The 19,835-nt window shown below is 70.8% G+C and carries 19 protein-coding genes, 1 pseudogene and 1 riboswitch; of the genes and pseudogenes, 11 read left to right on the plus strand and 9 right to left on the minus strand.

What is annotated here, in order from left to right; translation table 11 throughout:
• The first annotated feature begins 39 nt into the window (after nt 1-39).
• Nucleotides 40-153: riboswitch (TPP riboswitch) on the plus strand.
• The 6 genes from thiO to N4G66_RS27540 all read left to right on the plus strand — a co-directional run bounded on the left by thiO (nt 151) and on the right by N4G66_RS27540 (nt 6,266).
• Entirely contained in the window at nt 151-1,317 is a 1,167-nt protein-coding gene (thiO, locus tag N4G66_RS27515; RefSeq protein WP_261706910.1) for a glycine oxidase ThiO, read from the plus strand. It overlaps the preceding riboswitch by 3 nt.
• Nucleotides 1,314-1,514, plus strand: coding sequence for a sulfur carrier protein ThiS (gene thiS / locus N4G66_RS27520; protein WP_261706911.1), 201 nt, complete (start codon nt 1,314-1,316; stop codon nt 1,512-1,514). Before thiO ends, thiS begins: the two co-directional genes overlap by 4 nt.
• 3 nt (nt 1,515-1,517) lie before the next feature.
• Nucleotides 1,518-2,312: a thiazole synthase gene (locus N4G66_RS27525; protein WP_261706912.1), complete on the plus strand. Its 795-nt coding sequence runs from the start codon at nt 1,518-1,520 to the stop codon at nt 2,310-2,312.
• A 358-nt stretch (nt 2,313-2,670) separates the two neighbouring features.
• Nucleotides 2,671-4,611 carry a Stk1 family PASTA domain-containing Ser/Thr kinase gene (pknB, locus tag N4G66_RS27530; RefSeq protein WP_261706913.1) on the plus strand — a complete coding sequence of 647 codons (1,941 nt, stop codon included), beginning with the start codon at nt 2,671-2,673 and terminating at the stop codon, nt 4,609-4,611.
• A gap of 142 nt (nt 4,612-4,753) precedes the next feature.
• Nucleotides 4,754-5,623 (plus strand): deoxyribonuclease IV, encoded by an 870-nt coding sequence (locus N4G66_RS27535; RefSeq protein WP_261706914.1) that lies wholly within the window; start codon nt 4,754-4,756, stop codon nt 5,621-5,623.
• A gap of 103 nt (nt 5,624-5,726) precedes the next feature.
• Nucleotides 5,727-6,266, plus strand: a complete 540-nt coding sequence (locus tag N4G66_RS27540; RefSeq protein ID WP_261706915.1) for a DUF4396 domain-containing protein — start codon at nt 5,727-5,729, stop codon at nt 6,264-6,266.
• Between the two features lie 53 nt (nt 6,267-6,319).
• Here N4G66_RS27540 and N4G66_RS27545 read toward each other — a convergent pair whose 3' ends face one another.
• Nucleotides 6,320-6,952: a sulfite oxidase-like oxidoreductase gene (locus N4G66_RS27545; RefSeq protein WP_261706916.1), complete on the minus strand. Its 633-nt coding sequence runs from the start codon at nt 6,950-6,952 to the stop codon at nt 6,320-6,322.
• Nucleotides 6,953-7,107: 155 nt separating this feature from the next.
• Here N4G66_RS27545 and bfr point away from each other — a divergent pair, with 155 nt between their 5' ends.
• On the plus strand, nt 7,108-7,587 hold the full coding sequence (gene bfr / locus N4G66_RS27550; protein WP_261706917.1) for a bacterioferritin: 480 nt from the start codon (nt 7,108-7,110) through the stop codon (nt 7,585-7,587).
• Here bfr and N4G66_RS27555 read toward each other — a convergent pair.
• The 3 genes from N4G66_RS27555 to N4G66_RS27565 all read right to left on the minus strand — a co-directional run bounded on the left by N4G66_RS27555 (nt 7,584) and on the right by N4G66_RS27565 (nt 10,732).
• Nucleotides 7,584-7,871, minus strand: coding sequence for a (2Fe-2S)-binding protein (locus tag N4G66_RS27555; protein WP_261706918.1), 288 nt, complete (start codon nt 7,869-7,871; stop codon nt 7,584-7,586). The two genes, bfr and N4G66_RS27555, sit on opposite strands and share 4 nt — an antisense overlap.
• A gap of 160 nt (nt 7,872-8,031) precedes the next feature.
• A complete protein-coding gene (locus tag N4G66_RS27560) occupies nt 8,032-9,384 on the minus strand; it encodes a class II 3-deoxy-7-phosphoheptulonate synthase (protein WP_261706919.1) in 1,353 nt (450 codons plus the stop codon).
• 130 nt (nt 9,385-9,514) lie between these two features.
• Nucleotides 9,515-10,732: a glycoside hydrolase domain-containing protein gene (locus N4G66_RS27565; RefSeq protein WP_261706920.1), complete on the minus strand. Its 1,218-nt coding sequence runs from the start codon at nt 10,730-10,732 to the stop codon at nt 9,515-9,517.
• Between the two features lie 125 nt (nt 10,733-10,857).
• On the opposite strand from N4G66_RS27565, the gene N4G66_RS45980 reads away from it, so the two are divergent.
• Entirely contained in the window at nt 10,858-10,914 is a 57-nt protein-coding gene (locus tag N4G66_RS45980; RefSeq protein ID WP_101392327.1) for a trp operon leader peptide, read from the plus strand.
• Nucleotides 10,915-11,023: 109 nt separating this feature from the next.
• Complete coding sequence (locus N4G66_RS27570) at nt 11,024-12,925, plus strand: anthranilate synthase family protein (protein ID WP_261706921.1); 1,902 nt, start codon at nt 11,024-11,026, stop codon at nt 12,923-12,925.
• Here the strand turns inward: N4G66_RS27570 and N4G66_RS27575 are convergent.
• The 5 genes and pseudogenes from N4G66_RS27575 to N4G66_RS27595 all read right to left on the minus strand — a co-directional run.
• Nucleotides 12,877-13,872 carry a 2-hydroxyacid dehydrogenase gene (locus N4G66_RS27575; protein WP_261706922.1) on the minus strand — a complete coding sequence of 332 codons (996 nt, stop codon included), beginning with the start codon at nt 13,870-13,872 and terminating at the stop codon, nt 12,877-12,879. The genes N4G66_RS27570 and N4G66_RS27575 overlap by 49 nt on opposite strands.
• A gap of 71 nt (nt 13,873-13,943) precedes the next feature.
• On the minus strand, nt 13,944-14,972 hold the full coding sequence (locus tag N4G66_RS27580; protein ID WP_261706972.1) for a 6-phosphofructokinase: 1,029 nt from the start codon (nt 14,970-14,972) through the stop codon (nt 13,944-13,946).
• A gap of 143 nt (nt 14,973-15,115) precedes the next feature.
• The gene (locus N4G66_RS27585) at nt 15,116-15,763 is read right to left on the minus strand and encodes a response regulator transcription factor (protein WP_315903698.1); all 648 of its coding nucleotides are present in this window, start codon (nt 15,761-15,763) and stop codon (nt 15,116-15,118) included.
• 73 nt (nt 15,764-15,836) lie between these two features.
• Nucleotides 15,837-17,060, minus strand: a complete 1,224-nt coding sequence (gene macS, locus N4G66_RS27590) for a MacS family sensor histidine kinase (protein WP_261706924.1) — start codon at nt 17,058-17,060, stop codon at nt 15,837-15,839.
• 246 nt (nt 17,061-17,306) lie between these two features.
• A pseudogene (locus tag N4G66_RS27595) lies at nt 17,307-18,092 on the minus strand (lysophospholipid acyltransferase family protein); the annotation flags it as partial.
• Between the two features lie 159 nt (nt 18,093-18,251).
• On the opposite strand from N4G66_RS27595, the gene N4G66_RS27600 reads away from it, so the two are divergent.
• Together N4G66_RS27600 and N4G66_RS27605 are read left to right on the plus strand one after the other, a co-directional pair.
• On the plus strand, nt 18,252-19,061 hold the full coding sequence (locus tag N4G66_RS27600) for an alpha/beta hydrolase (RefSeq protein WP_261706925.1): 810 nt from the start codon (nt 18,252-18,254) through the stop codon (nt 19,059-19,061).
• Nucleotides 19,054-19,824, plus strand: a complete 771-nt coding sequence (locus N4G66_RS27605; RefSeq protein ID WP_391858889.1) for a hypothetical protein — start codon at nt 19,054-19,056, stop codon at nt 19,822-19,824. Before N4G66_RS27600 ends, N4G66_RS27605 begins: the two co-directional genes overlap by 8 nt.
• Nucleotides 19,825-19,835: the final 11 nt, after the last annotated feature.

Below are 19,835 nucleotides of genomic sequence, written 5' to 3' on the forward strand. Positions count from 1 at the left end.
CTTACTGAGACGGAGCGGGGCGGGCTAGGGTGGCCAACGTAAAGCACTCGCGGGAGCCCGGACGCACCGGGCTGAGAGGGAGGCTGGGGCGGCCTCCGACCGTACGAACCTGATCCGGGTCATGCCGGCGAAGGGAGGGGCTGGACGCCCATGTCGCCTGCACGTTCGTCAGACGTCCTCGTCGTCGGGGGCGGAATCATCGGTCTGGTGACGGCCTGGCGGGCCGCGCAACGCGGGTTCACGACCGCGCTCGTGGACCCCGGGCCGGGTGGCGGGGCCGCCCAGGTCGCGGCCGGAATGCTCGCCGCCGTCACCGAACTGCACTTCGGCGAGGAGACCCTGCTGGGCCTCAACCTCGCCTCCGCGCGCCGCTATCCGGACTTCGTCGCCGAACTGACCGAGGCGACCGGCCAGGATCTCGGCTACCGCCGGTGCGGCACGCTGGCCGTCGCGCTGGACGCCGACGACCGCGCCCATCTGCGGGAACTGCACGCTCTGCAGGTCCGGTCGGGGCTGGAGTCAGAGTGGCTGAGCGGCCGTGAGTGCCGCCGCCTGGAGCCGATGCTCGCGCCCGGCGTACGCGGGGGTCTGCGGGTCGACGGAGACCACCAGATCGACCCGCGGCGCCTCGCGGGAGCCCTGGTCACGGCGTGCGAGCGGGCCGGGGTGGTCCTGCACCGGACCTGGGCGGAGCGCCTGACGGTCACAGGGGACCGGGCCGCCGGAGTGGTCACCACTGACGGCACCGAACTCACCGCGGGCCAGGTGGTACTCGCCGGAGGCAGCCTCAGCGGGCGTCTGGCGGGCGTCCCCGACGACGCCCGGCCGCCGGTGCGCCCGGTCAAGGGGCAGGTGCTGCGGCTGACCGTGCCGCAGCGGTACGCGCCCTTCCTCAACCGCACCGTGCGCGCCGTGGTGCGCGGCAGTCACGTCTACCTGGTGCCGCGCGAGAACGGCGAGCTCGTGGTCGGCGCGACCAGCGAGGAGCTGGGCTGGGACACCACCGTGACGGCGGGCGGCGTGTACGAGCTGCTGCGCGACGCCCACGAGCTGGTCCCCGGGATCACCGAGCTGCCGCTCACCGAGACCCGCGCCGGGCTGCGCCCCGGCTCGCCCGACAACGCGCCGCTGCTCGGCCCGACGGCACTGGACGGACTGCTGCTGGCCACCGGGCACTTCCGCAACGGCGTGCTCCTGACGCCCGTCACCGGCGACGCGCTGGCGCACGTCCTGACCACCGGCGAACTCCCCGCCGAGGCCCGCCCCTTCAGCCCCTTGCGCTTCGGCGCCACCGCCCCCACGGAGCTGCCCGTATGAACATCGTCGTCAACGGGGAGCGGCAGCGGATCGCCGCGGGAACCGCTCTCGACGCGCTCGTCGCGACACTCACCCCGGCACCCACCGGAGTGGCCGCCGCCCTGAACGAAACCGTCGTCCCGCGCGCGCAGTGGCCTTCCACCTCCCTCGCCGAGGGCGACCGCGTCGAAGTCCTCACCGCCGTCCAAGGAGGCTGACCCATGGCCGACGATCCCTTCGTCCTCGGTGGCACCACCTACGCGTCCCGGTTGATCATGGGAACGGGCGGTGCGCCCAGCCTCGACGTGCTGGAGCGCTCCCTGGTGGCGTCCGGCACGGAGCTGACGACGGTCGCGATGCGGCGCGTGGACGCGTCCGTGCACGGCTCGGTCCTGTCGGTGCTCGACCGGCTCGGCATCCGCGTCCTGCCGAACACGGCCGGCTGCTACACCGCCGGTGAGGCCGTGCTGACCGCCCGTCTGGCGCGCGAGGCACTGGGCACCGACCTGGTCAAACTGGAGGTCATCGCCGACGAGCGCACCCTGCTGCCCGACCCGGTCGAACTGCTCGACGCGGCGGAGACGCTGGTCGACGACGGCTTCACCGTGCTGCCGTACACGAACGATGACCCGGTGCTGGCGCGCAAGCTGGAGGATGTCGGCTGCGCGGCGGTCATGCCGCTCGGCTCGCCCATCGGGTCCGGGCTCGGGATCCGCAACCCGCACAACTTCCAGCTGATCGTCGAGCACGCGCGCGTGCCGGTGATCCTGGACGCGGGGGCGGGTACGGCCTCGGACGCCGCGCTCGCGATGGAGCTGGGGTGTGCGGGGGTCATGCTCGCCTCGGCGGTGACACGGGCACAGGAGCCTGTGCTGATGGCGGAGGCCATGCGGCACGCCGTGGAGGCGGGGCGCCTGGCGCGGCGGGCGGGGCGCATCCCCCGGCGGCACTTCGCCACGGCGTCCTCCCCCGTGGAGGGCATGGCGGCGCTGGATCCGGAACGCCCGGCGTTCTGATCAGCTGCCCCGTGCCGCCGGACCGTCGGTTTCCGGCCGGACGGGCGCGGCGGATCTCCTGGGGGAGCGGGCGCGGAGGGCGCGAGGTGTCCGCGCTCCCCGAGTGCGCCCCTTGCGACGTGCGCCTTGTGTCATGGGCAGACCGCTCGGTGGTGAACGCCGCGGCCGGTCGTGGACGGTCCCGCGACGGCGCAGGTTGTCGCGTTGTGGCCTTGCGGTGGCGAACAGGGCCTGATCGGACATCTGTGCGACGAACGGACCTTCGCGCGTGCGGTGTGCGTCACAGCTCGGCTGCAGTCGGGCCCCGGTATCCGCCGAACGGGGCGTCGTGACAGTGGTGGCTCGTAGACTCACCTGCGTGGATACGACCCTTCAGGACCCCCTTGTCGGACACGTGCTCGACGGGCGCTATCGCGTCGACGCACGGATCGCGGTCGGCGGGATGGCCACGGTCTACAGGGCCCTGGACACCCGCCTCGACCGTGTGCTCGCGCTCAAGGTGATGCACCCGACCCTGGCCGCCGACGGTTCGTTCGTCGAGCGGTTCATCCGCGAGGCGAAGTCGGTGGCCCGGCTGGCGCACCCCAACGTGGTTCAGGTCTTCGACCAGGGGGCGGACGGGTCGTACGTCTATCTGGCCATGGAGTACATCGCCGGGTGCACCCTGCGGGACGTGCTGCGCGATCGCGGAGCCCTGCAGCCCCGGGCCGCGCTCGACATCCTGGAGCCGGTGCTCGCCGCGCTCGGCGCCGCGCACCGCGCCGGCTTCGTGCACCGCGACATGAAGCCGGAGAACGTCCTGATAGGGGACGACGGCCGGGTCAAGGTCGCGGATTTCGGCCTCGTCCGCGCCGTGGACACGGTGACCAGCACGACGGGTGCGGTCCTCGGCACCGTGTCGTACCTCGCCCCCGAACAGATCGAGCACGGCACCTCCGACACCCGGGTCGACGTCTACGCCTGCGGAGTCGTCCTCTACGAAATGCTCACCGGCGCCAAGCCGTACACCGCGGACTCGCCCGCGCAGGTGCTCTACCAGCACCTCCACGCCGACGTGCCGCCTCCGTCGGCCGTGGTGCCGGGCATGGCGTACCCGCTGGACGAGCTGGTCACCGCGGCCACCGCCCGCAATCCCGAGGTCCGCCCGGCCGACGCGGTGGCGCTGCTCGGCCAGGTCCTCGAAGCACGGGCCGGCCTCACCGCCGAGCAGCTCGACGCGGTGCCGCCGGGTGCCCTGTCGGTGGGCCACGACAATGCCGACGACCGTACGAGCGTGATCCCGCGCTCGCTGTCCGTCCCCCGCCTGCTGCCGGTGAACGAGGACGACGGCGCCCTCGGCCGGACCAGCCGGTTCGAGCAGAGCAGCCCGTTCACCACCTCGCCGGTCATGCCGCCGCAGCCGCCGGGGACGCGTCCCCGGCGCGGGATGCTGATGGTCGTCGCCGCGATCGTGCTGGTGCTCGGCCTCGGCGGCGGTGTCTGGTACATCAACTCGGGCCAGTTCACCAAGGTCCCGCCGGTCCTGGCGAAGACGGAGCAGCAGGCCAGGAGCCGGCTCCAGGACTCCGGGCTCGACGTCAAGCAGGTCAAGCACGCCTACAGCGACACGGTGAAGCGCGGCACGGTCATCAGTACCGACCCCGGTGTCGGCGAGCGGATCCGCGACAACGACTCCGTGACGCTGGTCATCTCCGACGGCCCCAGGACGGTGAAGGTGCCCGACCTGAAGGGCTTCGCGCTGTTCAAGGCGAGGGAGGTGCTGAAGGGCGACGGGCTCGCCGCGGGTATGGTCACCCGCGCATTCAGCGAGGACGTGACCAAGGGCTTCGTGATCGGTACGAATCCGGGCGCGGGTACCCCGCGGCACTCCGGCTCGGCGATCGCGATCGTCGTCAGCAAGGGCGCCCCGGTGGAACTGCCCGACGTGACCGGCTCTTCGGTCGAGGACGCCACCGCCCAGCTGGAGGGCGCGGGCCTGAAGGTGAAGATCGCCGCGGAGCGGGTCAACTCGGAGTTCGACAAGGGCCAGGTCGCCGGGCAGACACCGGGCGCGGGCCGCGAGGCCGCCACGGGCGACACCGTGACGCTGACCCTCTCCAAGGGCCCCGAGATGGTCGAGGTCCCGGACGTCGTGGGCGACAGCGTGGACGACGCGAAGAAGGCGCTGGAGGATGCCGGGTTCCAGATCGACGAGGACCGCGGACTGCTCGGGCTCTTCGGCGACACGGTCAAGAAGCAGTCGGTGCACGGCGGCGACACGGCGCCCAAGGGCTCGACGATAACGATCCAGATCCGCTGAGCGGATCCGCCGGACCACAGGGACGTACGGCCTCCGACCGGGCAGCCGCTCGGGGGCCGCTCCCCCGCGAGGCGCGTGAGGTGCACGAGGCCCGTGAAACCCGCCCGCGGGGGGCTCGGCGGCGCGTGACACCCTGACGGGTGTGACCAGCAAGCAGCTCCGCAACCCCGTCGGCGGCCATGTCCCCGTGGCCGGCGGCCTCGACTCCGTCGGCATGGCCTACGCCCGCGACCTCGCGGCCGAGGCCGTCCAGGTCTTCGTCGCCAACCCGCGCGGCTGGGCGACGCCCGCCGGAAACCCGAAGCAGGACGAGGACTTCCGTGCCGCCTGTGCCGCCGGGTCGATCCCCGCGTACGTCCACGCCCCGTATCTGATCAACTTCGGTTCGCACACCGAGGCGACGGCCGAGAAGTCGGTGGAGTCGCTGCGGCACTCGCTGCGGCGCGGACAGGAGATCGGCGCCCTGGGTGTGGTCGTGCACACCGGGAGCGCCACCGGTGGCCGGGAGCGGTCCGTCGCGCTGAGGCAGGTGCGCGACCGTCTGCTGCCACTGCTGGACGAACTGACCCATGACGACGACCCGTTCCTCCTTCTGGAGTCGACGGCCGGCCAGGGTGCCTCGCTCTGCTCCCGCACCTGGGACTTCGGACCGTACTTCGACGCCCTGGACGCACACCCCAAGCTGGGCGTCTGCCTCGACACCTGCCACATCTTCGCGGCGGGCCACGATCTGACCGGGCCGAGCGGTATGCACCAGACCCTGGATCTGCTGGTGGACACCGTCGGCGAGGGGCGGCTCAAGCTGATCCACGCCAACGACTCCAAGGACGTGGTCGGCGCGCACAAGGACCGCCACGAGAACATCGGCTCGGGCCACATAGGCGAGGACCCGTTCCGCGCCCTGATGACGCATCCCGCCACGGAGGGCGTACCTCTGATCATCGAGACGCCGGGTGGGAAGGAGGGGCACGCGGCCGACGTGGAGCGCCTGAAGAAGCTCCGCGACGGCTGAGCCGGAACCGCCCGACACTTCACGGATGCGTGACGGAATACCCCAGGGGGGTATGTGGTTCCTAGAGAATACAGGAACCGCCACCTGGCATTGGGGGCCACTCATGCAGCAGCACGAGACGCACGCGGGGCACACACCGCACGCGGGACACACCGGCGATGCGCACGGGCACCACGAGGTTCACGGACATACGCACGCTCCGGCGGAGGCGACCTGGCCGACGGCCGTGCGGGCGACCCTGCACTGCCTCACCGGCTGCGCCATCGGCGAGGTGCTCGGCATGGTGATCGGTACGGCGCTGGGCTGGGGGAACACGCCCACGACGGTCCTCGCGATCGCGCTGGCCTTCTTCTTCGGCTACTCGCTCACCCTGCGCGGCATCCTGACGGCGGGGGTCGGCTTCCGGACGGCGTTCCGGGTGGCGCTGGCCGCGGACACCCTGTCGATCGCCGTGATGGAGCTGATCGACAACGGGGTGATCGCGCTGTGGCCGTCGGCGATGGACGCGAAACTGGCCGACGCGGTCTTCTGGTTCTCGCTGGCCGTCTCCCTGGTGATCGCCTTCGCGGTCACGACGCCCGTCAACAAGTGGATGATCGGCCGGGGCAAGGGGCACGCGGTGGTCCACCGGTACCACCACTGAAGCACCCGGACAGCAACACATGAACGGCAACGCCCGGGAAGGAACGCCGGGACTCAGAGCTCGGGGCCGTCCCCGGGCTCTTCCTGGTAGGAGTAGCGCTGCTCGCGCCAGGGGTCACCGACGTTGTGGTAGCCGCGTTCCTCCCAGAAGCCGCGGCGGTCGGCGGTCATGTACTCGATGCCGCGCACCCACTTGGGCCCCTTCCACGCGTACAGATGCGGGACGACCAGGCGCAGCGGGAAGCCGTGTTCCGCCGTCAGCAGTTCGCCGTCCTTGTGGGTGGCGAAGATGGTGCGCTCGGAGGCGAAGTCCGCGAGGCGCAGGTTCGAGCTGAACCCGTACTCGGCCCAGACCATCACATGGGTGACGGTGGGTGAGGGCGGGGCTATCTCCAGGATCGTACGAGCGGGGACACCACCCCATTCGGCCCCGAGCATGCTGAACTTCGTGACGCAGTGCAGATCGGCGACGACGGAGGCGTACGGGAGGGCGGTGAACTCGTCGTGGGTCCAGCACTGCTTCCCGCCGTCGGCGGTGGCGCCGAAGACCCTGAATTCCCAGCGTTCGGGGCGGAACTTGGGGACGGGCCCGTAGTGCGTGACGGGCCAGCCGCGCTGAAGTCGCTGTCCCGGCGGAAGCTCCGACTGTGCTGTTTCTCCAGATTCGCGCTCCACCGGCTGACCCATGACTCCATCCTGACAGACCCGGAACAGTGCCCATGACCAGCGCAGGCCGGAATCGGGCAACTCGTAGTAAGCATGCACTTACTGGACGGTCTCCGGCGCCGGTGCGAAGATGCGGCGCAATCTGCCCAGTCCCCCGCCTGGAAGGAGCCTCTGCGATGCAGGGCGACCCCGAGGTCATCGAATTCCTCAACGAGCAGCTGACCGGTGAGCTGACCGCGATCAACCAGTACTTCCTGCACGCGAAGATGCAGGAGAACTCCGGCTGGACGAAGCTCGCGAAGTACACCCGGCACGAGTCGTTCGACGAGATGAAGCACGCGGAGGTACTCACCGACCGCATTCTCTTCCTGGACGGACTGCCGAACTACCAGCGGCTCTTCCATGTCCGGGTGGGACAGACGGTCACCGAGATGTTCCAGGCCGACCGGCAGGTGGAGGTGGAGGCGATCGACCGCCTCAAGCGCGGGATCGAGGTGATGCGCGCGAAGGGCGACATCACGTCCGCGAACATCTTCGAGTCGATCCTCGAGGACGAGGAACACCACATCGACTACCTGGACACCCAGCTGGAACTGGTCGAGAAGCTCGGCGAGGCGCTCTACATCGCGCAGCTCGTCGAGCAGCCGGAGAGCTAGGCGGCCTCGCGCCCGGCGGTCCCGTACTCGACGGCCTCGCGCCGGCCGGCCTCGACCTGTCCGAGGACGTCGGAGAGCACCGGCATGCCCTGGTCTGCCAGCTCACGACGCGGACACGAGCCCCTGCCCAGCAGTGCCTGGATCCGGCGTACGCACGAACCGCAGTCCGTGCCCGCCTTGGAGGCCGAGGCTATCTGCCGAGGAGTACAGGCGCCGTTCTCCGCGTGCTTCTTCACCTGCTGCTCGGTGATCCCGAAGCAACTGCAGACGTACACGCGGTTCACCTCCCGCCGGAATCGCTGGGTAGTGCCGTCCCGATGATCGGTGAGGCTAACCTAACCTTACCCGTCACACACGAACCACAAAAGTGGCGTGGGGCGCGGATCGTATGTGATCCGCGCCCCACTTCAGGTGCCGGTAACAGGTGTTTCACCTGTTGATCTGCTACTGGTCGCGGTACATCTCGGCGACGAGGAACGCCAGGTCAAGGGACTGGCTGCGGTTCAGGCGGGGGTCGCAGGCCGTCTCGTAACGCTGGTGCAGATCGTCGACGAAGATCTCGTCGCCGCCGCCCACGCACTCGGTGACGTCGTCACCGGTGAGCTCGACATGGATGCCGCCCGGGTGCGTGCCGAGGCCCTTGTGGACCTCGAAGAAGCCCTTGACCTCGTCGAGCACGTCGTCGAAGCGGCGGGTCTTGTGGCCCGAGGCCGCCTCGAAGGTGTTGCCGTGCATCGGGTCGGTCACCCAGGCCACGGTCGCTCCGGAGGCGGTGACCTTCTCGACCAGCTCGGGCAGCTTGTCGCGGACCTTGTCCGCGCCCATGCGCACGATGAAGGTGAGACGGCCCGGCTCGCGGTCCGGGTCGAGGCGCTCGATGTACTGGAGCGCCTCCTCGGCCGTCGTCGTCGGGCCCAGCTTGATCCCGACCGGGTTGCGGATCTTCGAGGCGAACTCGATGTGCGCGCCGTCCAGCTGCCGGGTGCGCTCACCGATCCACACCATGTGGCCCGAGACGTCGTACAGGTGGCCGGTGCGCGAGTCGACGCGGGTCAGCGCCGACTCGTAGTCGAGGAGCAGCGCCTCGTGGGAGGCGTAGAACTCGACGGTCTTGAACTCCTCCGGGTCGGTCCCGCAGGCCCGCATGAAGTTCATCGCGTTGTCGATCTCGCGCGCGAGCTGCTCGTAGCGCTGGCCGGACGGGGACGACTTCACGAAGTCCTGGTTCCAGGCGTGCACCTGGCGCAGGTCGGCGTAACCGCCGGTGGCGAAGGCGCGCACCAGGTTGAGCGTGGAGGCGGACGCGTTGTACATCCGCTTCAGGCGCTCGGGGTCCGGGATGCGGGACTTCTCGTCGAAATCGAAGCCGTTGACCGAGTCGCCCCGGTACGTCGGCAGGGTCACGCCGTCACGGGTCTCGGTGCCCTTGGAGCGTGGCTTGGAGTACTGGCCGGCGATCCGGCCGACCTTCACCACGGGCACCGAGGCGGCGTACGTGAGGACGGCGCCCATCTGGAGCAGGGTCTTGAGCTTGTTGCGGATCTGGTCGGCCGACACGGCGTCGAAGGCCTCGGCGCAGTCGCCGCCCTGGAGAAGGAACGCCTCTCCCTTGGCGACGGATGCCATCCGGGCGCGCAGCTGGTCGCACTCGCCCGCGAAGACGAGCGGCGGATACGACTCGAGGTCCGCGATCACATCGCGCAGAGCCTCGGCATCGGGGTACTCGGGCTGCTGCGCCGCGGGCAGGTCTCGCCAGGTGTTGCCAGCGCTCGCGCTGGGCTTAGCGTTCACGGTCACCCCGACAACATTACGGGGTCGTGTCGGGCATCCATTCACATGCTCATCAATTGAGACGAACCCCGCTCGATCGACACCTCTCCGGGCGGCGGTACGGCACGTGCAGGGGCCACCCGGAGAGGGAAAACCGCTAGTCCACGTCGAGGCGGTCGCGGTCGATGGAGATCTTCACCCCGCCGTGGGTCTCGGTCGTGTCGCCCACGTACTGGTGGATGCGCTGGTGCTTGCCCCACAGCGTCGAGGGGATCGAGGAGTCGGACGTGCTCGACGCGCCGTTCCAGCGGGCGAAGTGGATCACGTCGGGCAGAGTGACGTCCGCCCGGTTGGCGATCAGGTCGGACACCAGGGACGAGGTGTTGCCGTACGCGCCCGAGCGGTAGCCGAGTGCGTGCAGGCGCACGGTGTAGGCCTGGAGGTAGGAAAGCACCTGGTCGGTGATCTTTCCGCCGGGTTCGTAGTGCTCCAGGTCGTTGTAGATCACCGTGCCCTTGCCGAAGCCCAGCGCGGCGGCCTGCTTGACCGCGTCGTCGGCGGCGGCGGTGCCCTGCGGCACCGGACTGGTGATCGCCGAGCAGCCGCCCCCGCAGCTGCCTCCGTCGGAGGACGGCTGCCGGCCGACGTACAGCGGGAAGAACCGCCAGCCGTCCGTGTACTGCCTCCGCACCCAGTCGGCGGTGAGGTGCTGCTGGGCGCAGGCGCGGTTGAGGCCGCCGATGTAGACGCCGATGGCGCCGTACGGGGAGTCGTCGCGCCAGGCGTCCATCGCCGACTGGCTCGGGGCGGTGCAGGCGTCGAAGCCCTCGCCGCGGTAGGAGGTGGCGTCGGTCGGCAGCGGGGCTGCCGCGGGCCGTTCGGCGGGCCCCTCGGGCCGGGCGGCGGCGACGGGCAGTCCGGCGCTGCGCAGGACGTCCTGGATACGGGCGCGGTCGTATCCGTAGGCGGCGGTGACGACGATTCGGTCCGCGGTGGCCCGGTAGGTGCGGGCCGTGGCGTTCTCGGTGACGGCCCGGTCGGCGGCGGAAGCGGGCTGGACGAGAAGCGCCTCGGTGCGTCCGCTGGCTCTGGCCGGGCAGTTCTGGTCGCTGCCGGGCGTGCCGAGGTAGACGGCGTGCCGGTCGAAGCGGACGCAGGTGTCGGGATGTTTCTTCAGGTCCACGATCTGCCAGGAAGCGGGGACGGTGAAGATGTGGCCGCGGTAGGCGACCTGGGTCAGGTCCTCGGAGTCGGCCGGGCGCGGGGTCGAGCTCGCGGGGCCGAGCGGCCCGGCGGCGAGGGCGGCGGCCGCGAGGAGCACGGTCAGGGCGCGGACACCGGTCCGGCGGGTCTGGGGCGAACGGGCAGCGTGCATGGTTCTCGTTTCACAGTGGGTTCAAACTGTCTGGCCATCCATGGCCGGTGACCGGGCGGTCGGAACGCCCTGCGGCAACGGTTCACGCTGTTGCCCGCGCCTCCGCTTCGGGTAATGTGCGGCGCATGTTCGCGCATTCGAACCAGAACTGGTGGTGGACCGCACATCCGGCGGCCCACTGACTGCGCGTAGACACGACTTCGCGAAGGCCGCCCGAGGGGCGGCCTTCGGTGTTTGCGGACCCGGGTCGTTCCTCTCCGAGATGCACGATTCGAGAGAAGGACCGCACCGATGAATCTGCTCGACCTGCTGGACGATCCCCGTCCCTTCGCCCTGCTGCGCCGCCGCACCCCGGGCCGCGACCACGAGGTGGTGGAGCTGCTGCTGGGGCCGGTGCGCGAGGTGGAGCGCCTCGCCGACATCCCCGACGAGGGCCTCGCGCTGATCCCGTTCCGGCAGATCCGGGAGCGCGGCTTCGACGTCCGCGACGACGGCACCCCGCTCTCGGTGCTCGTCCCCGAGGAGCGCCACGAACTGCCGCTCGCACAGGCGCTGGCCGAGCTGCCGGCCCACGACGTCCGGGTCGAAGGCGGCGGCTTCGACGTCGGCGACGAGGAGTACTCCGGGATCGTCGAACGGGTGCTGCGCGAGGAGATCGGGCGCGGCGAGGGCGCCAACTTCGTGATCCGGCGGACGTACGAGGGCCGGATCCCGGGGTTCGGACGGGCCGACGCCCTGGCGCTGTTCCGCCGGTTGCTGGTCGGCGAGCGGGGCGCGTACTGGACGTTCGTCGTGCACACCGGGGCGCGGACGCTGGTCGGGGCGAGTCCGGAGGTGCATGTCCGGATGTCCGCCGGGACGGTCGTGATGAACCCGATCAGCGGGACGTACCGCTATCCGGCCGGGGGTCCGACGCCCGAGGACCTGCTCGCCTTCCTCGCCGACGGCAAGGAGATCGAGGAGCTCTCGATGGTCGTCGACGAGGAGCTCAAGATGATGTGCACGGTCGGTGACATGGGCGGGGTGGTGATCGGGCCGCGGCTCAAGGAGATGGCCCATCTCGCGCACACCGAGTACGAGTTGCGGGGCCGCTCCTCGCTGGACGTGCGGGAGGTGCTGCGGGAGACGATGTTCGCGGCCACCGTCACCGGCTCGCCGGTGCAGAACGCCTGCCGTGTCATCGAGCGCCACGAGGTCGGCGGGCGCGGCTACTACGCGGGAGCGCTGGCGCTGGTCGGGCGGCAGCCGGGGGACGGGCCGGACGGCGGGGCCGGGGCGCAGACCCTCGACTCCCCGATCCTCATCCGGACCGCCGACATCGACGCGGACGGCCGGCTGCGGGTGCCGGTCGGCGCCACCCTCGTACGGGGATCGGATCCGGCGGGCGAGGTCGCCGAGACCCATGCCAAGGCGGCGGGTGTGTTGGCGGCACTGGGGGTGCGGCCCGGCAGGCCGCACCCGGACGGCGCCCGGCCGAGGCTGGGCGACGATCCGCGGGTGCGGGCGTCGCTGGACGGGCGGCGGGCCTCGCTGGCGCCCTTCTGGCTGCGGATGCAGGAGCGGTCCCGGGAACTCACTGGGCACGCCCTGGTCGTGGACGCCGAGGACACCTTCACCGCGATGCTGGCGCATCTGCTGCGGTCGTCCGGGCTCGATGTGACGGTGCGCCGCTACGACGAACCGGGGCTGCGCGAGGCGGTCCTCGCGCACGAGGGGCCGGTGGTCCTCGGCCCCGGTCCCGGGGACCCCTCCGATCCGGCGGACCCCAAGATGCGCTTCCTGCGGGCGCTCACCGCCGAGGTGCTCCGGGGGCACCGGCACGGCGTCCTCGGTGTCTGCCTCGGCCACGAGCTGATCGCGGCCGAGCTGGGGCTGGACATCGTCCGCAAGGACGTGTCGTACCAGGGCGCGCAGACCCGCATCGACCTCTTCGGGCGGGCCGAGACCGTCGGTTTCTACAACAGTTTCGCGGCCCGCTGCGACGACGACGCGCTGGTGGAGCTGTCGGCGCACGGCGTCGAGGTCAGCCGCGCCGCGAACGGCGAGGTGCACGCGCTGCGCGGTCCCGGATTCGCGGGTGTGCAGTTCCACCCGGAGTCGGTGCTGACGCTGAACGGCGCGGCCGTCGTACGGGAGTTGGCGGGTCAGCTGCGGGGCACCAGCACGTTCTCCGAGCGGCGGCCCTCGGTGTAGTCGAGGACGTTCCCGACAGTGGTGTCGACGATCTGGCCGACGGCGTCGGCGGTGTAGTACGCCTGGTGCGAGGTGACCAGGACGTTCGGGAAGGTGACCAGACGGGCCAGGGTGTCGTCCTCGACGGTTTCGAGGGACTTGTCGAGGAAGAACAGCCCGGCCTCCGCCTCGTACACGTCGAGACCGACGCCCGTGAAACGGCCTGCGCGCAACTGGGTGACGAGAGCCTGGCTGTCGATCAGGCCGCCGCGGCTGGAGTTCACCAGGATCGCGTCGTCCTTCATCGCGCGCAGGGCGTCGGCGTCGATGAGGTGCTGGGTCTGGGGCATCAGCGGAACGTGCAGGGTGACCAGGTCGGACTCGGCGAGGAGGCGCTCCTTGGAGACGTACTCCATGCCGAGTTCGACGCAGGCCGGGTTCTCGGCGATGTCCCAGCCGAGCAGCTTCATGCCGAAACCGTGGGCGATCCGGGTGAAGGCCTCGCCGATCTTCCCGGTGCCGAGGACGCCCGCGGTGCGGCCGTGCATGTCACGGCCCATCAGTCCGTCGAGGCGGAAGTCGAAGTCGCGGGTGCGGTTGGCGGCGCGCACGATACGGCGGTTGACGGCCATGCCGAGGGTCCAGGCGAACTCGGCGACCGAGTGGGGCGAGTAGTACGAGACCCGGGCGACCGTCATGCCGAGGCGCTCGGCGACCTCGAGGTCGATGTTGTTGAACCCGGTGGAGCGCTGGGCGACGAGCTGGGTGCCGCCGGCCGCCAGGGTCTGCAGAACACGGTGTCCCAGGCCGCAGTTGACGCTGGTGGAGATGACCTCGTAGCCGGCCGCGATGGGCGCGGTGTCCTCGGTGAGGAAGACGCCGAGGCAGCGGACCTCGTGGCGTCCCTCGAAAGCCTTCTCGATCAGGGGCTTCTCGTCGGACTGGACGCCGAACGCCAGGATCTCCACCGGTTCCTCCCGTTCTGGGGGTATGGGCCGAATATACGACCCATACCCCCAGAGTCGCAGAGGCTCCGCCGTCAGCCGAAGAAGACGCCGACCTCCTCGTAGAGCTTCGGGTCGACCGTCTTCAGCTTGGCGGTCGCCTCGGCGATCGGAACGCGGACGATGTCGGTGCCGCGCAGGGCCACCATCTTGCCGAAGTCGCCGTCGCGGACGGCCTCGATGGCGTGCAGGCCGAAGCGGGTGGCGAGCCAGCGGTCGAAGGCGCTGGGCGTCCCGCCGCGCTGGACGTGCCCGAGGACCGTGGTGCGGGCCTCCTTGCCGGTGCGCCGCTCGATCTCCTTCGCCAGCCACTCGCCGACACCGGAGAGCCGGACATGCCCGAAGGAGTCGAGGGTCCCGTCCTTGAGGACCATGTCGCCGTCCTTGGGCATGGCACCCTCGGCGACGACCACGATCGGCGCGTACGACGCCTTGAAGCGCGAGGTCACCCAGGCGCAGACCTGGTCCACGTCGAAGCGCTGCTCGGGGATGAGGATGACGTTCGCGCCGCCGGCCAGGCCCGAGTGGAGGGCGATCCAGCCCGCGTGGCGGCCCATCACCTCGCAGACGAGGACGCGCATGTGCGATTCGGCGGTGGTGTGCAGGCGGTCGATGGCCTCGGTCGCGATGTTGACCGCCGTGTCGAAGCCGAAGGTGTAGTCGGTGGCGGAGAGGTCGTTGTCGATGGTCTTCGGTACGCCGACGATGTTGATGCCGTACTCGTCGCCGAGCCGCGCGGCGACGCCCAGGGTGTCCTCGCCGCCGATCGCGACGAGGGCCTCGACCTCCTGCTTGGCCAGGTTCTCCTTGATCCGGCGGATGCCGTTCTCGTGCTTGAGGGGGTTGGTGCGCGAGGATCCGAGGATGGTGCCGCCGCGGGGCAGGATCCCGCGCACGGCGGAGATGTCGAGCCGGACGGTGTCGCCTTCGAGCGGCCCCCGCCAGCCGTCGCGGTAACCGACGAAGTCATAGCCGTACTCCTGCACGCCCTTGCGGACGATGCCCCGGATGACGGCGTTGAGCCCGGGGCAGTCGCCGCCTCCGGTCAGTACTCCGACCCGCATGGAAAGTCCCTTCGCCATGGTTGGCTGATGGACTCACGCTAATAGTGATCCAGGTCACTTCGGCATGGTGCGGATGGTCTATTCCGGTGAATTGTCGGCCAGTTGATCAACGCAGATCACCCGAAGGGGGGCCGCTGTCCGGGTCAGGCCTCGTCCAGTCCGCGCTCTATGGCGTAGCGGACCAGCTCGACGCGGTTGTGCAACTGGAGCTTGCCCAGGGTGTTCTGCACATGGTTCTGGACGGTGCGGTGGGAGATGACCAGGCGCTCGGCGATCTGCTTGTAGCTCAGTCCCTTGGCGACCAGGCGGAGGACCTCGGTCTCACGGTCGGTCAGCTGCGGGACCCTCGGCTCGCCGGCGCCCGTGGCGCTGGCGGGCTCCGAGGCCAGCCGGCGGTACTCGCCGAGGACCAGGCCCGCGAGGCCCGGGGTGAACACCGGGTCGCCGACGGCCGTCCGGCGCACCGCGTCGGTCAGCTCCTCCGCGGACGCCGACTTCAGGAGGTAGCCGGTCGCGCCGGACTTCACCGCCTCCAGCACATCGGCGTGCTCTCCGCTGGCCGACAGGACCAGAACCCGCAGAGCCTGATTGGCGCCGACCAGCTCCTTGCAGACCTGCACACCTGGCTTGGCGGGCAGGTTCAGATCGAGGACGAGGACGTCGGGCGCCACCGCCAGGGCCCGGCGCACGGCCTGTTCGCCGTCGCCCGCCGTGGCGACCACGTCGAACCCCGCGGCCGCCAGGTCACGGGCCACCGCGTCGCGCCACATGGGGTGGTCGTCCACCACCATGACCCTGATGGGATCCTCGCCCGCCCGCGGCTCCGCCGCCGTCCCGCCCGTCATCGCCGTACCGTCGCCTTCGTCATCGCGTCTTCGCCTTCCCCCGCGCGTCCTTCGGTACCTTCAGCTCGACCTCGGTGCCCTGCCCCGGGACCGAGATCAGCTCGGCCGTGCCGCCCAGCTCGCGCAGCCTGCCGCGGATCGACAGCGCCACCCCGAGCCGCCCCTCGCCCTCGGCCTGGGCGAGCCGCCCCTCCGGGATGCCGGGACCGTCGTCGCGCACCGTCACGATCACCGCGTCCGGTTCGTCCTCGACCAGGATCCAGGCACGGGCGTCCGCGCCCACGTGCTTGCGGACATTGTCCAGGGCGGCACCGACGGCCGCGGCCACTTCCCGCGCGGCGGGCGGACCGAGGGGTACCGGCGCGCCGGGCTCGGAGAGGGTCACGCGCGCGGTGGTGTACGGGGCGAGCAGGGCGCGCAGGTCGACGGGGCCCGCGGGATCCTCGTCGTCGGGTTCGTCGACGGCTCGTACGACCGCGCCGAGTGCGGCGTCCTCCGACACCCGTGAGACGGGCACCAGACCACCCGACACCAGCGTGCGCAGCGCGGCCTCCTGCTCACCGGCCATCCTGCCGAGCTCCGCGGCCTCGCCGCCGAGCGCGCTGCCACGCCGCTGCACCATGGCGAGGACCTGGAGCACGCCGTCGTGGATGTCCCGGGCGAGGCGCTCGCGTTCGCGGGTGGTGGCCTCGATCTCCAGGGCACGGGCGAGGGTGCGCTCGGAGGCGCGGGCGACCTCGACGACGTAGCCGATGGCGATGGAGGCGACCCAGACGAGAATCACGTTGTGCACGGTGTCCCGGGTCGGGGCGCCGCGCTCGATGATGTTGGCCGCGGCGACGAGCGTGGAGGCGAAGGCCGCCCACCGCCAGCCGCCCTTGATCGCGAAGGCCAGGACGGCGCCCGCCGTCCATATCGACGGCAGCGTCGGGCCGCCCGAGTCGATGCGCGAGGCGGAGTCGGCGACGCGGGTGAGCATGATGCCGGCCAGCGCGACCGTGAGGTCGGCGGCGAGGAACCGCCTGGTGCAGTTGGCCGCGCCGGAGACTCTCGGGAGCGTGGCCAGCGTCCAGACGAGCAGGAACGCGAAGAACGCGACGGCCACCCACGGGCGGGCGAACTTGTCGTACGCGGTGGCGAAGAGCCCGATCGCGTACAGCACGGTCAGCACCCGGTACCCGGTCAGCGCACGCCACAGCGGCTGCTCGACCGACATCCTCATGACTCTCTCGCGTTTGGCCATGCCCCCCACCCCACACTGCCGACGTCCTGACGGACGCTTCTAGGAGCCGGACCGTTGCCTGTCGGTCGGTTCGGCTTCCCCGACGGTCCCCTCACCGGTCGACGGATCGGCCTGTTCCCCGGCCTGCGCTTCGGCAGCCTGCCCCCCGGCCTGCTCCCCGTTCCGCGCCTCGGCCTGCTCCCCGGCCGCCTGCTCCTCGGCCACAAGCTCCCCGGCCGCCTGCTTCTCGGCCTGCTCCTCGGCCGCAAGCTTCTCGGCCTGTTCCTCGGCCGCAAGCTTCTCGGCCTGTTCCTTGGCCGCCTGCTTCTCGGCCTGGGCGAGCGCCGCCCTGGCCGCCTTCTCCGCGTCCTTCTCGGCCTTCGCCGCATCCGCGATCTGCCGCTTGGCGGCCGTCGCGTACATGTCGACGTACTCCTGGCCGGAGAGCTTCATGATCTCGTACATGACCTCGTCGGTCACCGCGCGGAGCACGAACCGGTCGTGCTCCATACCGCTGTAGCGGCTGAAGTCCAGCGGCTTGCCGATGCGGATGCCCGGACGCATCAGCTTGGGCATCACCTTGCCCGGCGGCTGGATCTTCTCGGTGTCGATCATCGCGACGGGGATGACGGGCGCGCCGGTGGCGAGGGCCACGCGCGCGAGGCCACCGGGCTTGCCCCGGTAGAGGCGGCCGTCGGGCGAGCGCGTGCCCTCCGGGTAGATGCCGAACAGCTCACCGCGCTCGATCACGTCGATGCCGCTCTTGATGGCCGCCTCGCCCGCGCCACGCGCGCCGGAACGGTCCACCGGGAGCTGGCCGACGCCCTTGAAGAAGGCGGCGGTCATCCGGCCCTTGATACCCGGGGTCGTGAAGTATTCGGCCTTCGCGATGAAGGTCACCTTGCGGTCGAGGACCGCCGGCAGGAAGAAGGAGTCCGAGAACGACAGGTGATTGCTCGCCAGAATGGCCGGGCCCTCGGCGGGGATGTTCTCGAGGCCTTCCACCCAGGGCCTGAAGGCGAGCTTCAGCGGCCCTCCGATGGAAAACTTCATTGCGCCGTAGATCACCCGAGTGCCTCCTGTGTCGTAGATCAGACCTTAACCCGGAGCACCGTCAAAGGACCCGACGACCCTGGTCGGTGTCAGTACGGTCGCGTACGGTGAAGCACATCTGGAGTCGTTTCCCGCCCAACTCATGAACAGGAGACCGAGGTGCCGGTCCTTCCTGGAGCCGAGCCGTTCCGCCACGAGGGCGGAGAGATCGGCGTCCTTCTCTGCCACGGTTTCACCGGCTCCCCGCAGTCGCTGCGCCCCTGGGCGGAGTATCTCGCCGGGCGCGGTCTCACTGTCGCGCTGCCCCTGCTGCCGGGGCACGGCACCCGCTGGGAGGACATGCAGCTCACCGGCTGGCAGGACTGGTACGCGGAGGTCGACCGCGAGCTGCGCGCCCTGCGCCAGAGCTGCTCGCAGGTCTTCGTCTTCGGGCTCTCGATGGGCGGCGCGCTGGCCCTGCGGCTCGCGGCCAGGCACGGCGACGAGATCAGCGGCGTCGTGGTCGTCAACCCGCTGAACAAGGTGCAGGGCCTCGCCGCGCACGCCCTGCCCGTGCTCCGTCACCTCGTTCCGTCCACCAAGGGCATCGCGAGCGACATCGCGAAGGAGGGCTCCGAAGAGGTCGGTTACGACCGGGTGCCGCTGCACGCCGCGCACTCGATGCGCCGGCTGTGCGGAGTCGTGGACGCGGAGCTGCCCCAGGTCACCCAGCCGCTCCTGCTGCTGCACAGCCTCCAGGACCATGTGGTCTCCCCCGCCGACTCGGCGCGCATCCTCGGCCGGGTGTCGTCCACGGACGTGACGGAGATCGTGCTGGAACAGAGCTACCACGTCGCGACGTTGGACCACGACGCGGACCGGATCTTCGAGGAGAGCTACTCCTTCGTCACCCGGCTCGCGCCCGGTGCCGGCAAGGAGGCCGACGCGGGTCAGGTGGGTCAGCAGGAAGGGACGGCAGCCGGTGGCTGAGCACGACGCGGACCGCGGCGATTCCGAGGAGACGGGCGTACCCGTCGGCGAGCCGCTCGACGGGGCTCTCGGCGAGGGGCTCGGCGACGCGCTCGCAGAGTCCGTGGGGGACCCGCTCGGAGAGTCGCTCGGTGATGCCCGCGGGGAGTCTCCCGGCGATGAGCAGAGCGTGCCCTTCGACGAGGACGCCGCCTGGCAGTCGATCGTCGAGGGATACGGCGAGCAGCCGCCGGACCCGCCCGGCTCACGGCCGTACCGGTCGGTGGAGGACCTCGCGCTCCCCGAGCCCGGTGCGGACGCGGGACCCGACACTGGCGGCAAGAGCGCCGAGGACGGCACGGGCGAGGGCGACGACGCCCCGGCTCCGGGGGCCAAGCCCGAGCCGGAGGCCTCCCCCGGCGACCGGCCCTCCGCCGCCAGGCCCCTCGGCAGCTCGATCGCCTTCGCTCCCGGTGTCGGCGGCCCGCGGGACTACCGTGCGCCCGAGCCGACCGAGGACGACTTCGACGAGGACGACGAGGGCCACTTCGTACCGCCCGAGCCACCTCCGCTGCCGACCGCCGACACGACCGCCAAGTTCGCCTGGCTCGGCGTGCTCGGCGGCCCCACCCTGCTTCTGCTGGCCGTCCTGCTCAGCTGGGACATGACCTGGTGGCTCACCACCCTCGGCATCGGCGGCTTCCTCGGCGGCTTCGCCACCCTGGTGGCGCGCATGAACGACGACGACGACCTCGACGACCCGGGGCGCGGCGCGGTGGTCTGACCCGGCCCCCA

Origin of the sequence: Streptomyces rhizosphaerihabitans, assembly GCF_025399795.1 — a bacterium.
Classification (GTDB): domain Bacteria; phylum Actinomycetota; class Actinomycetes; order Streptomycetales; family Streptomycetaceae; genus Streptomyces; species Streptomyces rhizosphaerihabitans.

Coding starts and splice junctions, on each gene's coding strand:
- thiO (WP_261706910.1), top strand. CDS start 151: ATGTCGCCTGCACGTTCGTCAGACGTCCTCGTCGTCGGGGGCGGAATC.
- thiS (WP_261706911.1), top strand. CDS start 1,314: ATGAACATCGTCGTCAACGGGGAGCGGCAGCGGATCGCCGCGGGAACC.
- N4G66_RS27525 (WP_261706912.1), top strand. CDS start 1,518: ATGGCCGACGATCCCTTCGTCCTCGGTGGCACCACCTACGCGTCCCGG.
- N4G66_RS27540 (WP_261706915.1), top strand. CDS start 5,727: ATGCAGCAGCACGAGACGCACGCGGGGCACACACCGCACGCGGGACAC.
- N4G66_RS27545 (WP_261706916.1), bottom strand. CDS start 6,952: ATGGGTCAGCCGGTGGAGCGCGAATCTGGAGAAACAGCACAGTCGGAG.
- bfr (WP_261706917.1), top strand. CDS start 7,108: ATGCAGGGCGACCCCGAGGTCATCGAATTCCTCAACGAGCAGCTGACC.
- N4G66_RS27565 (WP_261706920.1), bottom strand. CDS start 10,732: ATGCACGCTGCCCGTTCGCCCCAGACCCGCCGGACCGGTGTCCGCGCC.
- N4G66_RS27570 (WP_261706921.1), top strand. CDS start 11,024: ATGAATCTGCTCGACCTGCTGGACGATCCCCGTCCCTTCGCCCTGCTG.
- N4G66_RS27580 (WP_261706972.1), bottom strand. CDS start 14,972: ATGCGGGTCGGAGTACTGACCGGAGGCGGCGACTGCCCCGGGCTCAAC.
- N4G66_RS27585 (WP_315903698.1), bottom strand. CDS start 15,763: ATGGTGGTGGACGACCACCCCATGTGGCGCGACGCGGTGGCCCGTGAC.
- macS (WP_261706924.1), bottom strand. CDS start 17,060: ATGGCCAAACGCGAGAGAGTCATGAGGATGTCGGTCGAGCAGCCGCTG.